This window comes from Neobacillus sp. PS3-34 (genome assembly GCF_030915465.1).
GTDB lineage: Bacteria > Bacillota > Bacilli > Bacillales > Cytobacillaceae > Neobacillus_A.
Genome location: NZ_CP133267.1, coordinates 1,451,850 through 1,467,514 on the forward strand (window position 1 = coordinate 1,451,850; position 15,665 = coordinate 1,467,514).

Annotated in this window: 15 protein-coding genes, 2 pseudogenes and 1 riboswitch; of the genes and pseudogenes, 4 read left to right on the forward strand and 13 right to left on the reverse strand. The window is 40.7% G+C overall.

What is annotated here, in order from left to right; translation table 11 throughout:
• Positions 1-12: 12 nt before the first annotated feature.
• Both deoC and RCG23_RS07415 read right to left on the reverse strand, forming a co-directional pair.
• On the reverse strand, positions 13-687 hold the full coding sequence (gene deoC, locus RCG23_RS07410; protein WP_308179201.1) for a deoxyribose-phosphate aldolase: 675 nt from the start codon (positions 685-687) through the stop codon (positions 13-15).
• Positions 688-861: 174 nt separating this feature from the next.
• The gene (locus RCG23_RS07415) at positions 862-1,836 is read right to left on the reverse strand and encodes a DNA-binding transcriptional repressor DeoR (protein ID WP_308179202.1); all 975 of its coding nucleotides are present in this window, start codon (positions 1,834-1,836) and stop codon (positions 862-864) included.
• A 321-nt stretch (positions 1,837-2,157) separates the two neighbouring features.
• Here RCG23_RS07415 and RCG23_RS07420 point away from each other — a divergent pair.
• Positions 2,158-4,161 (forward strand): annotated as a pseudogene (locus tag RCG23_RS07420) (MMPL family transporter).
• A gap of 37 nt (positions 4,162-4,198) precedes the next feature.
• On the opposite strand, the gene RCG23_RS07425 reads toward RCG23_RS07420, so the two are convergent.
• From RCG23_RS07425 to RCG23_RS07465, 9 genes are all read right to left on the reverse strand, one after another.
• Positions 4,199-4,540, reverse strand: coding sequence for a cupin domain-containing protein (locus RCG23_RS07425; RefSeq protein WP_308179203.1), 342 nt, complete (start codon positions 4,538-4,540; stop codon positions 4,199-4,201).
• A 209-nt stretch (positions 4,541-4,749) separates the two neighbouring features.
• Positions 4,750-5,292 (reverse strand): 2-oxoacid:ferredoxin oxidoreductase subunit gamma family protein, encoded by a 543-nt coding sequence (locus RCG23_RS07430; protein ID WP_308179204.1) that lies wholly within the window; start codon positions 5,290-5,292, stop codon positions 4,750-4,752.
• A gap of 2 nt (positions 5,293-5,294) precedes the next feature.
• A complete protein-coding gene (locus RCG23_RS07435; protein ID WP_308179205.1) occupies positions 5,295-6,047 on the reverse strand; it encodes a thiamine pyrophosphate-dependent enzyme in 753 nt (250 codons plus the stop codon).
• Positions 6,044-7,108, reverse strand: a complete 1,065-nt coding sequence (locus RCG23_RS07440) for a 3-methyl-2-oxobutanoate dehydrogenase subunit VorB (RefSeq protein WP_308179206.1) — start codon at positions 7,106-7,108, stop codon at positions 6,044-6,046. The genes RCG23_RS07435 and RCG23_RS07440 overlap by 4 nt, the downstream gene beginning before the upstream one ends.
• A gap of 18 nt (positions 7,109-7,126) precedes the next feature.
• Entirely contained in the window at positions 7,127-7,360 is a 234-nt protein-coding gene (locus RCG23_RS07445; RefSeq protein WP_308179207.1) for a 4Fe-4S dicluster domain-containing protein, read from the reverse strand.
• A gap of 13 nt (positions 7,361-7,373) precedes the next feature.
• A complete protein-coding gene (locus RCG23_RS07450) occupies positions 7,374-7,688 on the reverse strand; it encodes a hypothetical protein (RefSeq protein WP_308179208.1) in 315 nt (104 codons plus the stop codon).
• Positions 7,673-8,047, reverse strand: coding sequence for a hypothetical protein (locus RCG23_RS07455; protein WP_308179210.1), 375 nt, complete (start codon positions 8,045-8,047; stop codon positions 7,673-7,675). The genes RCG23_RS07450 and RCG23_RS07455 overlap by 16 nt, the downstream gene beginning before the upstream one ends.
• A 174-nt stretch (positions 8,048-8,221) precedes the next feature.
• Positions 8,222-8,560: a hypothetical protein gene (locus tag RCG23_RS07460; RefSeq protein WP_308179211.1), complete on the reverse strand. Its 339-nt coding sequence runs from the start codon at positions 8,558-8,560 to the stop codon at positions 8,222-8,224.
• Positions 8,561-8,729: 169 nt separating this feature from the next.
• The gene (locus RCG23_RS07465) at positions 8,730-10,418 is read right to left on the reverse strand and encodes a methyl-accepting chemotaxis protein (protein ID WP_308179212.1); all 1,689 of its coding nucleotides are present in this window, start codon (positions 10,416-10,418) and stop codon (positions 8,730-8,732) included.
• Between the two features lie 107 nt (positions 10,419-10,525).
• Positions 10,526-10,612, reverse strand: a riboswitch (cyclic di-GMP riboswitch).
• Positions 10,613-10,790: 178 nt separating this feature from the next.
• On the opposite strand from RCG23_RS07465, the gene RCG23_RS07470 reads away from it, so the two are divergent.
• Both RCG23_RS07470 and RCG23_RS07475 read left to right on the forward strand, forming a co-directional pair.
• Entirely contained in the window at positions 10,791-11,087 is a 297-nt protein-coding gene (locus RCG23_RS07470) for a hypothetical protein (RefSeq protein ID WP_308179213.1), read from the forward strand.
• Positions 11,088-11,127: 40 nt separating this feature from the next.
• The gene (locus tag RCG23_RS07475) at positions 11,128-12,753 is read left to right on the forward strand and encodes a bifunctional 2',3'-cyclic-nucleotide 2'-phosphodiesterase/3'-nucleotidase (RefSeq protein ID WP_308179993.1); all 1,626 of its coding nucleotides are present in this window, start codon (positions 11,128-11,130) and stop codon (positions 12,751-12,753) included.
• Between the two features lie 50 nt (positions 12,754-12,803).
• Here RCG23_RS07475 and RCG23_RS25905 read toward each other — a convergent pair.
• Positions 12,804-13,588, reverse strand: a pseudogene (locus RCG23_RS25905) (SDR family NAD(P)-dependent oxidoreductase).
• A 74-nt stretch (positions 13,589-13,662) separates the two neighbouring features.
• Positions 13,663-13,965 carry an ArsR/SmtB family transcription factor gene (locus tag RCG23_RS07490; RefSeq protein WP_308179217.1) on the reverse strand — a complete coding sequence of 101 codons (303 nt, stop codon included), beginning with the start codon at positions 13,963-13,965 and terminating at the stop codon, positions 13,663-13,665.
• A gap of 416 nt (positions 13,966-14,381) precedes the next feature.
• Here RCG23_RS07490 and RCG23_RS07495 point away from each other — a divergent pair, with 416 nt between their 5' ends.
• Positions 14,382-15,662, forward strand: a complete 1,281-nt coding sequence (locus RCG23_RS07495; RefSeq protein WP_308179218.1) for an ArsB/NhaD family transporter — start codon at positions 14,382-14,384, stop codon at positions 15,660-15,662.
• The last annotated feature ends 3 nt before the right edge of the window (positions 15,663-15,665 follow it).

Genomic DNA, 15,665 nt, shown 5'->3' on the forward strand with positions numbered 1-15,665 from the left:
CTTTATCTCAGTTTAGTAGGAACTAGTTGATGTTTCACCATTAATGATGGCAATGCCTGAGCTTGCCCCAATCCGTGTCGCCCCTGCTTCAATCATAGCCATCGCGTCTTCACGGCTTCTAACTCCGCCAGATGCTTTTACACCGATTTCAGGGCCAACAGTTTTACGCATTAAACGGATATCCTCAACAGTTGCACCGCCCGTTGAAAAACCTGTTGATGTTTTTACATAGTCTGCCCCTGCTTTTACTGACAATTCACATGCACGTACTTTTTCCTCATCTGTTAATAAACATGATTCAATAATAACTTTTGTTAACGCTTTGCCTTTTGCAGCTTCTACAACAGCACGAATGTCTCTTTCAACAAGTTCGTTATCGCCTTCCTTTAGAGCTCCAATATTGATGACCATATCGACTTCAGTTGCGCCGTTTTCAATCGCATTCGTTGTTTCAAATGCTTTTGTCTCAGGTGTTGAAGCTCCTAATGGAAAACCAATAACTGTACATACCTTTACTTCAGGTGCGTCAGCAAGAATTTCAGCAGCAGTCTTAACCCATGCTGGATTTACACAAACAGATGCAAATGAATGCTTTTTTGCTTCCTCGGCAAGTGTAACGATTTCGCTTTTCTTTGCATTTGCTTTCAATAAAGTGTGATCGATCATTCCTGCAACATTTTGAACCATTTTCCATACTCCCTTTCTATATAAAAAAAATTTTAATATCATTAGTAATTACAATGTAAATATATCAAAAAAATGAACATTTGTAACCTATTAAATGAACAAATGTAAAATATTTTTATACTTTTTCACAAAAACGACAAAAAAACAGCACCTATTAAGGTGCTATTAATTCTTCTATGTCTTCGCCTTAAGACTCGGCATTCGGTGAGTTTTCTTTATCGAGCAAAAATTGGCCGTGAACTGATCGGTAACCAAAACATTCGCCAATTTCCCTTTTAATGCTCCATAAATTCCTTCTATCTTATGAGGTCCCCCCGCTATAAGAATGGATTGTTCTTTTCTTTTCAAATCCTCCAGATTAATTCCGAGCGTTCTTTCGTTTAAGCTCTCATTGCAAACATTTCCGTCTTTATCAAAAAATCTGGAACAAATGTCGCCTACTGCATGAGGATAGAGGGATTTTAAGTCCTCATCAGTAAAATAACCAAGCTGGAATAATAGCGAATCTTTTTTAACGGGACCGATTGTAAATAGGGCGATATTCGCCTCTTTACCTAATTCAAGAATCCTGCGTATATGGCGGTCTGCTTCCATCGCCTGCTTGACTACCGCGTGATCCACAATTGCCGGAAGCGGCAGATGATTCGGTGTCGTATGATAGGCCTTTCCAAACAAATATAAAATTTCAGAAGCATACGTATTCGTTTCGGCGTGGCTGACTCCACCTTTAAGCTGAACTACCTTTACATCTTTAACAAACTTTTGCTTCAGTTCGATGGCAACATGATAGAGTGTGGTACCCCATGTCACACCAATTATGTCACTATCTTTTACAACTGTATGAAGGTATGCTGCCGCCTTTTCACCTAGGTAATTCTTTATGATATGATCTTCATATTGAGGAATGGATGCGACGATTGCTTTTTTTAATCCGAATTTCTTTTCAAGCTGTGATGAGAGATTCTCTACGTCTTCTGTAGGGTCCATTATATTGATTCGAACAATCCCTTCGCTCTTAGCCATTTGCAAAAAACGGGACACCGTTCGCCGGGACACGCCTAAAATTTTGGCAATTTCATTCTGGTTGTAGTCTAATAAATAATATAGCTTGGCTGCTTCTATGACTTTGCTGAGCTTATCCCGTTCCATTTGTATCACCTATTGTCCAATATTATTAACTCTATTTTAACAAAAATTTGTTCTGAAACAATTATTTTTTACATTTGTAAAAAACGTGTTGAACATTTTCCTATCAAAAATAAATATAAAATGCTCAGCGAGTTTAGATACTCATAAAAAGGAGGAGGCAATTTGAAGCAGCTTGGGGGTTTTATCCATCGTAACAGATTCCCAGTATTAGCCATCTGGCTTGCAGCTATTTTCATCTTGGGCTTTTTCGCGTTGAAACTGCCAACAGTTTTAAGCGGAAATGGCTTTGAATACTCGGGGTCTTATAAGGAAACAAGGCACTTGCTTGAAAAGGAATTTGGCTTTTCAAAGTCGTCTATCATCCTCGTTTTTGAAAGAAATAAAAATGTTGGTGATATAGAATGGAAACGATTTATAGAAGAAACCTTCCACAATCTTAAAGGCTTTGATGGAGCGAAAGAAACTATAAGCCCGTTTGACCGAGCAGGAATGCTTAAAGAACGCCATGCTTACGGAATCCTGAATTTTACAAAGGATGCAGGGAGCTTAGGTAATGAGATTGAGCAATTACATAAAAAATTGAAGCAGGAAAAAGGCTTGAAGGTGACCATGACAGGAGAACCGATAATCGTAAAGGATTTAAATGAAGCAAGCCAGGAGGATTTGGCCAAAGCTGAAATGATTGGCCTGCCGATTGCATTAATTGTCCTCATACTTGCGTTCGGAGGTCTGGTAGCGGCTGGAATACCGATTGTCATCGGCGTAGTTTCGATCCTAATGACAATGGGAGTCGTCTATTTTTTCAGTTATACGACAGACTTATCAATATTTATTTTGAATATTGTTCCGATGATTGGTCTTGCTCTAAGCATTGATTTTGCGCTGCTTTTTATCAATCGATATAAAGAAGAGATAGCAATCCGTCCGATTGCCGAGGCGATACAGGTTACCGTGGCAACCGCAGGCCGCTCTATTATTTTTTCTGGCATGTGCGTATTTATTGGATTGTCAGGACTTTTATTCATTAAAATCGATATCTTCCAAAACGTAGCCCTAGGCGGTATGATTGTTGTTTTTATTTCGGCACTATCAGCAATCACTTTTCTTCCCGCACTGCTCGCCCTGCTAGGAAACCGGATTAATAAGCTCAGCATCTTTCGAGTTAGTAAGAAAAACCAACCCATTTGGAATAAATTTGCAAGCTTTGTGATGAAGCGTCCGCTTCTGATGATTTTTGCCGCACTTTTCATTCTTTTATCTGGATTGATTCCAGCTAAAAACATGATTTTAGCCATACCGGGGACAGACTCCCTTCCGCCTGATTACCCTTCCCGCCTCGCGTTTGAAACATTCAGGGAAGAATTTGTTCCTAAAGAAAAACGTGATGAGAAAAAGGTCGTTGTGGTGTTTGAGACAAAAGGCGATATCCTTCAAAAGGATAACCTTTTAAGAGCTAAAAAAGCCATTGATAAACTGGAAAAAGCCGAGCTTGTATCAGCAGTTGAGTCGCCATTTTCTGCATCTGGAGTGACCAATGCCGCTCAACTTGCCAATCTGGCTTCTTCCGATCAGGGCAAGAAAAAATTATCTCCCATACTGAATGCATTCATTAGAGATAATAAGATGCTTGTCAACGTTTATTTAACAACAGGCCAGCATTCCTCGAAAGCGAGAGCATGGATAAGAGATTGGTCAGAGAAAGACCTAGGAGTGAAGGCGCATTTCGGAGGCCGCATAAAATTCGAACAGGAAATTTTTGATGAAATTTATAATAAGGCACCATATGGGTTGGCTTTAATTTTACTATCCACCCTAGTGATACTGACGATTGCATTCAGATCCGTTTTAATTCCTATTAAAGCTATTATAATGAACGTTCTGAGCCTTGGTTCTACCTTTGGGATTGTCGTCTGGATTTATCAGCAGGGCCATCTGGCCAGACTCCTGCTGATATCGCGCTCATTCTTCCGGTTTTTGTGTTTAGCCTTGTGTTCGGCCTATCGATGGATTATGAAGTATTCCTAATTTCGAGAATACAGGAGTATTATTTGCAAACCGGAGATAACAGCAAGGCTACAGTAGAAGGCTTGGCCTTCCACCAGCAAAATTATTACCTCAGCAGCGGCCATCATGATTGTGGTAACCGGTGCCTTTGCGTTCACTGGAGTCATGCCGGTCAAGCAACTGGGAGTCGGAATTGCTATAGCCATCTTTATTGATGCGACAATTGTAAGGCTGGTACTGGTTCCGGCACTAATGAAGCTTCTTGGCGATTGGAACTGGTGGTTCTTTGGTTTGAAAAGTAAGAAACGGATGGAACATTAATTGTTAAAGCCAGCCCCATTGGACTGGCTTTTTTCATTTAGATATTTTTCGCGTATTCTTCACCTGGCAACTTGTTTAGTACAACATAAAGGCTTACCGGCTCACTCCCATTGTTTGAAAACGCAAGCTGTTCTTCCCCACTGCAATGAATTAAGTCTGAATCTGAGACTGCTGTTTCCGTATTGTCGATAGAAATAGTTCCGGTTCCACATAAAACATATAGGTACACCTCTGTGCCAGGGTGCTTATGAGGCGGAAGCTGCTGTCCCGGTAAAAAATTCAATACAAATGCAGTACTTTCCCCTTTTTTAAAAATAACCCTTTTCGTAAATCTTTCCTCACTATACTCCTGAAAAGTCCTTACAGTTTGCTTTTCCATTTTACTTTCCTCCTAAGACTTATGATTTAATTAGATTATAATTGAAAATGATTTTCATTTAAGTGAGCTGAATCACGTTTATGAAATATTTCCTTCATAGGAATGAATTCAATGTTCATTAAAACTGTTTTAGGACTCCGTTCGGGACTACCCGCCAATTTCTTAGAATTGTCCGCCTGTTTGAAGTATTATCAAAAAAACCAGCCCCGTTAAAGGCTGGCCACAAGCGTTGCACCTTTGCGCAACGCCTGCTTGTTAATATCGACCAAATGATGCTTATCCTCTGACAGCACTTTCTTTAACGACTCAACTACGGATTCCTCCGACAGGATTTGGCTGTACTCAAGATATGCTCCCATTAAAATCATATTCGCAATGCGCGAATTCCCAAGCTCATTCGCTAAATCGGTAGCTCTCACATCAATGATTGTTATATCCTCCCTCATGGATTTCCTGTCCACTAGAGAAGAATTAATAATTAATATTCCACTCGGCCTAACCTTAGGTTCAAATTTATCAAATGATGGATTATTCAATACGATTGCACATGATGGACTCGATACAAGCGGCGACCCTACCGCAGTATCGCTTACCACAACTGCGCAGTTAGCTGTCCCGCCCCTTTGCTCCGGTCCATATGATGGCAGCCAGGAAACATTTTTCCCCTCAATCATTCCAGCATAGGCAATTAACTGGCCCATTGACATAACACCTTGCCCGCCAAAACCAGCGATAATTAATTCCTCTAGCACCGTTAATTCCCTCCCTCGGCATTTTTGTACACACCAAGAGGATAAACAGGAACCATTTCATCCCTCACCCAGTCGAGGGACTCGTGGGGATCAAGCCCCCAGTTTGTCGGACAGGTAGACAACACTTCTACGAGTGATAGGCCTAATCCTTTTTTTTGCGTTTCAAAGGCTTTTCGAATCGCCTTTTTTGCCTTTAAAAGATGCGGTACATCATGTGTCGATACTCTTTCGATATACGCTGCCCCTTCCAGGGTAGCAAGCAATTCAGAAACCCTGATCGGTGACCCTTGTAAACTGCCATCCCTTCCCGCAGGGGTAGTAGCTGTTTTCTGGCCAATTAATGTGGTGGGAGCCATCTGTCCCCCTGTCATTCCATATATGGCATTATTAACAAAGATCACCGTTATCTTCTCACCGCGGGCCGCTGCATGGATTATTTCGCTTATCCCAATCGAAGCTAAATCTCCATCTCCCTGATAGGTAAAAACAAAACGGTCTGGAAGGACCCGTTTGATTCCTGTTGCTACTGCCGGAGCGCTGCGATGTGCCGCCTGGGTCATATCACAGTTAAAGTACTCATATGAAAGTACGGAGCATCCGACAGACGCTACGCCCACTGTATCTTCCAGGATATTCATTTCCTCCAGCACTTCACCCACCATCCTGTGGACAATGCCATGGGTACATCCAGGACAATAATGGGTTGGTTTTTCAGTCAGCCCTATGGTTCGGTCGAATACCGTCTTCATGCTCATACCTCAATCCCCCCGGCAACAGACATAATCTTTTCAAAAACTTCCTCCTGGGTTGGCACCACGCCACCTGTCCGTCCGAAAAAATCAACCGGTGCATCGCCGTTGACCGCCAGCCTGACATCCTCGACCATTTGCCCCGCACTCATTTCAACTGATATATAGCCTTTCACCCGCGTTCTGGTCTCATCAAACGGTTTTTGTGGAAAAGGCGAAAGTGTTATCGGCCTGATCATTCCTATTTTGATTCCTTCTTGCCTTGCCCTATTGACGGCATTCATCGCAATTCGGGCCACTGTTCCAAATGCAACGATGATATAATCGGCATCATGCGTAAAATTCGTTTCATAACGAACCTCAGCCTCTTTTATCTTCGCGAATTTTTTCTGTAGTTGCTGATTGCGATTTTCAAGGCTTTCAGCATCAAGTTCAAGGGAAGTGATGATTTTCGGGCCTCCATCGCCACGCGTGCCGGTTGTAGCCCAGTTCTTTTCAGGTAAAATCGAATCCTTTTGTTCTTTAAATTCTACCGGTTCCATCATCTGGCCGAGCATTCCGTCTCCCATTAAGATGACAGGCGTGCGATAGCGGTCTGCTATATCAAATGCATCCCTTGTTAAATCCACAATTTCCTGCAGTGTTGATGGAGCTAAAACAGGAATATGGTAGTCGCCATGTCCGCCGCCTTTTGTAACCTGAAAATAGTCAGACTGGGCAGGCTGAATATTCCCCAATCCTGGACCGCCACGAACCACGTTCACAATGACTGCCGGCAGTTCAGAACCAACCATATAGGAAATGCCCTCCTGCTTTAAACTAAAGCCAGGACTGGAGGAGGAAGTCATGACCCGGACTCCCGTACCAGCAGCTCCGTAAACCATATTAATAGCAGCAATTTCACTCTCCGCCTGCAGGAATAGCCCGCCAACCTCTGGAAGTCTCCTTGCCATATAAGCAACCAATTCACTTTGCGGGGTGATCGGGTATCCAAAAAAATACTTACAGCCGGCATGGACAGCCGCCTCAGCAATTACTTCATTGCCTTTCATGAGAACTTTCCCCATCTTTTTTGCTCCTTCCTATTACATCGTTTGTTTTTTCTTTTCAGGGCGTAAAACAGTTATCACCTGATCGGGGCAAACCTGGCCACATTTTGCGCAGCTGATGCACTCTTCCTGCGCCTCAACCCTAGCGGGACGATACCCCTTGCCATTTAAATAGTCTGCCAGATAAATAACATTTGTTGGACAAACGTTTACGCAAAGGCTGCACGATTTGCACAAATCTTCTCTGAAAACAACTCTTTTCTCCATCATTCATCCTCCTCTTTCATGCTTCCCAAGGGACTTTCATATAACGATCGATAAAAATTGCATTCTGACAGCTTAAAAATTGTTCCGCACTTTCTCTTAAGTGTGCAGAAATGCAAGAATATAAAAACGGGATGTCCATCTGTTTTGATAAATCTGAGGCTATAGCTGTCCCGTTAAGTATCTCTTCCATTGTGGTTGCAATCCCTGTATTGGAATTATTAATAATGCCGGACACCTTTAAACGGGAGGCTTTTTCAATTTGCTTAATTGTAAAAGCAGCACCTTCTGCCGTACTTACATACGGACGATTCGCATTTAGCACAAACAGCATTTCAGGCCAAAGTCCTTCCACTCGTTATAATATTGTCCAAGGGCGGTTGCCCCGTCCTTATCACCGCCTGCATCCACTATAATCCTGTAGGAGGGGTCATGGATAACCCTGTATATTTCTCCCGAAACTACAGGAAGATCCGCGGAGGATAATTTACCCTTGGGAGCAATTAATTCAATCCCCTTTTGCTTGAATACACCGCCTGCATCTCGAGTTCGAAAGTATGGATTGATGACATCGAGATCACAAATAGCCACTTTGTTGTAATTTTCCCTCTCAGAGAGAGCCATATTTATGGCAATTTCCGTTTTGCCGCTGCCAAAGTGCCCAGAAAGAATTGTTATTTTATTTTTTTCCAAGTGCTGTCCTCCTCACCAACTTAACGAAAACGCTTACAAAACATATCTGGTATCCTTTCATCCTCATTATAAATGGAGCCTATGGAATGACGCTTTGACTATTATCACACTTCACAAAGCCGACAACTGCAGAAAATATCAACTAAAAAAAGGAAGTTCAATAGAGAACTCCCTTTAAAACATATAGGATAGGATTACTTTCTGAGGCATATCTTGTTCGCTGTAGGTTTTCTTTTTTAGACGTTCACATGAAGGCATTTCATAAGAAAAATCTTCAACTGCGGAAGGGATGAGACCCTCTTTTTTCAGACGGCCAAAAACCTTTTGCATGGCATCTTCAGATGAAATTATTATTTCGGAATCGCCTTCCTTGAAGCCTTCTACACAAGTTTCTACGATATTTTCATCGATTTTTTCCTGAGCGAAAACCAGCTTTGCACCTGCCATTTTTTCCACTTCATCATTTTCCAGTTCAATAATAGTAGTTATATTCATTTTGATGAGCACCTCCATCGTTATATACTCCTATTATAAAAAAATAACTAAGCCATGGATGCTGTAAACGGCTTAATTCATTCTTTATTCAAATGTTTATGACAAAATTACGTCTTTTTCGCAAGTCCATTGAAATGCAAAAAAGGCGAGTTTTCTTTAAACTCGCCTTTTTTTATATCATCAACTTTTATAACTTAAATCTGGATACGACTGTTTGCAGTTCTTCTGCTAATTTCGAAAGAGATTCAGCCGATGAGGAAACTTCCTCCATGGTCGCAAGCTGTTCTTCTGTAGCGGCAGAGCTTTCCTGTCCGGCTGCCGCATTTTGCTCGGATATTTCTTTAACAAGCATGACTGCTTCCATAATTTGATCACTTGATGCAGCTAGCTGCTGAACAGAAGAGGAAACAGCCTCTACTTTTTCTGAAACTTCATTGATTGATGATGCGATAAGATTAAATGCGCTGCTTGCTTCCGTTGTTTCTCTTAAACCTTCTGAAACCTGGACGTTCCCATCTTCCATTGCTAAAACAGCCTGCTTGGTTTCCTGCTGAATCAGGCCAATCATCTGAGTAATTTGGTCTGCCGACTTCTTTGACTCTTCTGCCAGTTTTCGAACTTCATCCGCTACAACTGCAAACCCTTTTCCCATTTCTCCCGCCCTTGCTGCCTCAATAGCCGCGTTTAAAGCCAATAAATTAGTTTGATCGGCGATTCCAGTAATGATCGTGACAATTTTGCTGATATCCATGGAACGCTCTTCAAGTGAATGAATGTATACTGAAGCTCTGCCCACAGACTCATTAATTAGATTGATTTGATTTACAACATTGTTAACAGATACAGCACCGCGGCTTGTAAGATTTGAAGCTTGTTCGGATGCCTTCAGCATCGTTTCACTCCCTGAAGCAATTTGCTGGATGCTTCCAGCCATTTCTCCTACCGAAGAAGAAACCTCCTGAAATCGTGCAAGCTGCTGCTCTGTCCCTGCAGCATGAAGCTGTGTATTTTCAGCTATTTGTTGAGCTGCAAGGGAACTTTGATCTGCACTCGCTGCCAATTGTGCACTGCTAGACGCTACATGTGAGGATGATTCCATTACCTGGTGTATAACCATACGCATATTGCTTTTCATTTTGTTCAAAGCCAGTACAAGTAATCCGATTTCGTCCTTATTTTTCACCATCACTTCTTCAATCGCTAAATTTCCTTCTGCAATTTCTTCGATTGCTTTAGAAGCCTTAATGACTGGTTTTGAAATAGATCTGCTGATAAGGAAGGCAACAACTGATCCGACAGCCAGTGCTGCTAGACTGATGATGACAACCACCAGCTTTACTGCATTTGCTTTGTTTGAAGTATCGTTGATTCCTTTATGTAATTGTGTTTCCTGATATTTGGTGAAGTCTTCAATTTTACTGCTGAATTCAGCACCTAATGTGTTTCCGGTTGTATTTACGATATCAAGGTACCGGGGATCATCTTGTTGCTTAAATTCTATCTCCTTATCTGCCACTTTCTTATTTCTAATATGAAGAATTCCCAGCTCATGAATCATACTTTTAGACGTCTTGTTCGTAGATGCATCAGCAAGCTTATTAAGAGCAAGATCGAACTTCTTTGCAAAAGAATGATAGTCATCAATATGGGAGGTATTCCCTGTAATGAGATATCCTCTGATCGCGTTGGATTCCTTCAATTGATATTTTTGAAGATTCTCCACAAGCAGGACCTTAGATACTCTGTCACCCATTAAATTAGAGTAGGTAGTGTTTACAGATCCAATTTCTAAAAATGAAATTATACCAACTGCTCCCAAAAGCAAAAGGACAGACAAAAATCCCCCTAGTAATTTTTTTGCCACAGTCATTTTCATGTTTGCTCCTCTTTCCATGTTGTAATTGAAGAAAACCTTTTAGGCAAAATAAAAACTGCCTTTTAAGGGCAGCAGTCAAAAACAATGTATGCTCTTGGGCAAACAATTGCTGCAACTGGCTGGCATTTCCGTTTAAAGACTTAGCCCCTTTAGTTTTGCGTCCCATCCTTTCAAATGGTTTGCCAATTATGTATCTAAGAATATTTTACTATAATAATCCTGTTTTAGGAACGCATTTCCTCATTTAATCAATTAGTAGTGAAAAACTAATTATTTTTATTCCGCTGCCAATTTCACAGTGTTCATATTTTTTACGATCATAACAAATACTATGTCCACTTGTTGGAAATGACAATTAAGGAGGTATTTGTTTTGCACAAAAGACGGCTATATTTTACCCTGCTGCTAATTGCAATTCTATTTTGGCAATTTTCTCCTTCCTTCTCCTATTCTGCACCGCCTGATGGCAAGCCAATTGCCACAGTAAATCTTCGCTTGCTTGAAACAACAGACCTGCACGTTTACTTAGCAAATTATGATTATTACCAAGCAAAAGAGGACAACAAAGTAGGCCTGGTAAAAACAGCTACACTAATAAAACAGGCCGGAATGAAGCAAAAAATTCTCTTTTGTTTGATACGGGGGACCATTTGCAGGGCAATCCTTTAGGTGAGTACGTTGCAAAGATAAAAGGGATGACGCCGGATATATCCATCCCGTCTACCGCGCCTTCAACATGCTTGGCTATGACGTCTTTACTCTGGGAAACCATGAATTTAATTATGGTTTGGACTTTTTAAATTCAGCACTTAAGGGAGCGAAAATGCCCGCAGTCAATTCCAATGTATATAGCGCCAATAAAAAAACAAATTATTTTAAGCCCTACGTTATCCTACAGAGAACCGTTACTGATGATAAAGGAAAAAAACATTCCCTTAGGATCGGTGTAATCGGATTCATTCCCCCACAACTTATGGAGTGGGATAAAGAAAAGCTTGAAGGAAAAGTTCATGCCAGATCAATCTTGGAGTCGGCTAAAAAGTTTGTTCCTATCATGAAAAAGAAGGGTTCTGATATCATTGTAGCCCTCGCCCACACCGGGATTAGTTCAGAGCCATATACCGCTAAAATGGAAAATGCAGCTTATTATCTAACAAAAATTGAAGGTATTGATGCCATTTTAACAGGCCATTCTCATAAGGTGTTTCCTGGTCCCCTATACAAAGATTTGCCTGCCGCAAATCTTGTAAACGGCACAATAAACAGCAAGCCTGTTGTCATGGCGGGATCCTATGGCAATAACCTTGGAATTATTGATCTCAAGCTTCAAAAAGACCATGGAAAGTGGATCGTAGTACAAAGTAAAGCTTCTACACGCCCTATTAGTGATGAAAATGGAAATTCACTTGTAAAGGTGGATGAACCTCTATTTAAAGAAATAGAGCCAGAACACAAAGCAACAATAGAATATGTCAATAAGCCAATCGGTAAAACATCCTCACCCATTTATAGTTATTTTTCTCTCGTTCAGGATGACTACTCTGTCCAGATTGTTAATCAAGCGCAATCTAATTATTTACAAAGAGTGTTAAAAGACGCCCGTTATAGCAAGTATGCCGGCATTCCTATTCTTTCTGCGGCAGCACCTTTTAAAGCAGGCGGAAGAGGCACTGCCTATTACACAGACATACCAGCGGGAACTTTAGCAATAAAAAATATTACTGATTTGTACCTTTATCCCAATACGTTACAGGCAGTACTTATAAACGGAGCACAATTGAAGGAATGGCTCGAAATGAGTGCCGGACAGTTCCAGCAAATCATTCCTGCCAAGGGAGGCGAACAGCAGCTCATCAATCCTGATTTTCGCTCCTCAAGCTTCGATGTAATTGACGGGGTAAATTATCAAGTGGATGTCACAAAGCCTGCAAAATATGATCCTTCTGAAAATCTTATTAATGCCGGTTCAAACAGGATTTTAAAGTTAACCTATAAAGGGAAGCCAGTTACACCTGATCAAAAGTTTATCATAGCTACAAACAATTACAGAGCATCAAGCAAAACGTATCCTGGTGTCAGCAGAGGAGAAATCATTTATCGTTCTCCTGACGAAAACAAGCAGATCGTAGCTGATTATATCAAAGAAAACAAAACAATTAACCCTACGGCTGACAAAAACTGGGCTATTGCCCCCATCAAGGGTAATGTTACGACGGTTTTTAACTCATCACCTGAGGCAAAAAAGTATGCACTCCAATCGAAAAATATAACGTATATCGGTCCATCATTTGGAGGCTTTGCGAAATATACCATTAACCTTGAAACTGGAGAATAAGAATAATGGGACCGGGCAGAATTTGCCCGGTCCCATAGGATATTGGGCGGCTAGGAGTCCAGCCTTTCCTGCACTTTCCTGACTACACTTGTTACCATTTTCCTTGGCATAAATCGAACACTTGCAGCTAGCAGCTTGTTTTTGAAACCAGGAATAATCACTGTTTTCTTATTAAAAAGCTGCGTATACCCGATATCAACAACCGTCTTTACATCCATTACGCTGCTGGCGAAAAGCTTAGATTCTTCCAGGTTTGCCGCCTTTGAAAAACCTGTTTCGGTGGCTCCGGGGCAGAGAGCCGAGACCGTCACCCCGGTACCCTTCAATTCATTTTCCAATGCTTCTGTAAAAGATAGCACATATGCCTTTGTAGCATAATAGACTGCCATTAAAGGCCTGGCTGAAACGCAGCGGTAGAAGCGATGTTTAGAATTTTGCCTTGATTTCGCTGTATCATTCCTCCTAAAAATAGCTTGGTCATGTGGGTCAATGTTTTTACATTCAAATCAATCATATTTAGTTCCCTGTTCAAATCCGTGCCGGTAAATTCTCCGAACAATCCAAAGCCTGCATTATTAACAAGAATGTCCACATTGATTTTTTTTACTGAGAGTTCCTGATATAACTTCTCAACATTCTCCTGAACGGATAAATCAAACGGGAAAATTAAAACATTGTTTGAGTATTTAGATTCCAGTTCATTTTTTAAAAATTGAAGCTTCTCTTCGTTCCTCGCTGCTAAAATAAGATCATATCCGTCCTCAGCAAATCTTCTCGCAAATTCTTCCCCTATTCCACCAGATGCTCCAGTAATTAGTACACTGCCTTTTTTCATAAAAATCTCCCCTTTAATTTTAAATGTTTAAACACTTGAACGTAAACTGTTTATTTTTTGCCTTCAGGGTTTTCCTAAAGGCAATCATTTTCCACCGTATTTATCAATTTTTTTAAAAGATTAACGGATGTATCCAGTGATAAAGAATAATAACGCTGTGTTCCTTTCTGCTCAACCGCAATTAAGCCGCTATCCCTCAAAAGCTTTAAATGATGGGAAATAGCCGGGCGTGACAGCTTTGATTGTTCTGTAATTTCATTTACGGTCAAAGCCTCATGGTCTGCCAAAAGCAGAATAATATCCTGGCGGTGAGGATCACTAAGCGTTTGAAAAAGTGGTATACATGAACGAAATACTTCCACTGCTTTTTGGCCCATAATTCAACTCCTCACATCACCTTTTAATGTTTAAATTTTTAAACCTTTAAGATGATGAAGTAATCATATAAAATAAAAATACTTGTGTCAACTGTTTAATTGAATGTAATAAATTCACAATTTATCCATTGTTTTCAGCCGAAAAATAAATAAAATAAATATTGCTGCCGGATATACGAACTCTGGCTTTCAATTTAACCTTTTTTAAATTGGAGGCTATGAACAGAATTCTGGCAGCGGCTACAACTGTTAGCATTTAAATCTTTACATTACAATCTTACTTTAATAGAATTATAGTTAATCGAATACACTGCGTTTTCTGGAGGAGCCTGTCAACACAGGCTCCTTTTTGCATTTTTTTTGCAAATACTATTACAAGCACAGAAAGATTTAGCGCAAAGAGAAGAGGTGGACTTGTGTCAAATGAAACAGCATTAGCAATCGGCATATTTTTAGTTGCATATGCTTTTATCGTAACAGAAAAAATCCATCGGACCATCATCTCCATGGCTGGAGGAATATTGATGGTGTTCTTTGGAATAATTGATCAGGAAACAGCCCTGCATCACATTGACTTTAATACGCTAGGGCTCCTCACAGGGATGATGATCATGGTGGCCATCACAGCTGAAACAGGCTTGTTCCATTTCATTGCCATTTGGTCAGCAAAAAAAGTAAAAGGCAGTCCGTTGAAAATATTAATTACTCTTGGACTAATCACAGCATTTGGGTCCGCTCTGCTCGATAATGTCACTACTGTATTATTGATGGTGCCTGTAACCTTCAGTATCACCAGGCAGTTAAAGGTCAATCCCATGCCCTACTTAATGATGGAAATAATCGCCTCTAATGTTGGCGGGACTTCCACAATGATTGGAGATCCACCAAATATTATGCTTGGAAGTGCAGTTAAAGAGCTGACTTTTATGGAATTCATCTACAATCTATCCGCTATTTCCTTTTTGATACTGTTGATAAATTTAGCCGTATTGACAATTATTTATCGTAAGCAGCTTAAAACATCAGACCAATTAAAGGCAGCTTTGATGGCCTTGGATGAAAAAAAGGAAATTAGGGATAAAAAACTTCTTTTGAAATCACTGACGGCCTTAGGACTAACCATATTAGGATTCTTTCTGCATCAATTGCTCCATATTGAATCTGCATCAATTGCTTTAGGCGGTGCATTTCTCCTTCTTTTGATGGCCGGGGAACAGCATTTGGATAGAGCATTGCATAAAGTGGAATGGACAACAATTTTCTTTTTTGTCGGGTTATTTGTTCTCGTCTCCGGTTTGATGGAAACAGGTGTCATCAAACAGCTGGCCGACTACTCGATTCATTTAACCGGTGGAAATGTCACTTCAACATCTATTTTAATCCTCTGGGTTAGTGCGATCGCTTCGGCATTTATCGATAATATTCCATTTGTTGCTACGATGATTCCGATGATAAAAGAGATGGGATCAATGGGCATCCATAACCTGGAACCAATCTGGTGGAGCCTTTCACTTGGTGCCTGCCTTGGCGGTAATGGTACACTAATTGGAGCAAGCGCTAATGTAATTGTGGCAGGCATGGCGGCAAAGGAAGGTTATCCGATCACGTTTACCAGGTTTTTGTTAATTGCTTTTCCTTTAATGATATTATCTATTCTCGTTTGTACCGTTTATATTTATTTCAGATATCTTATTTAATGG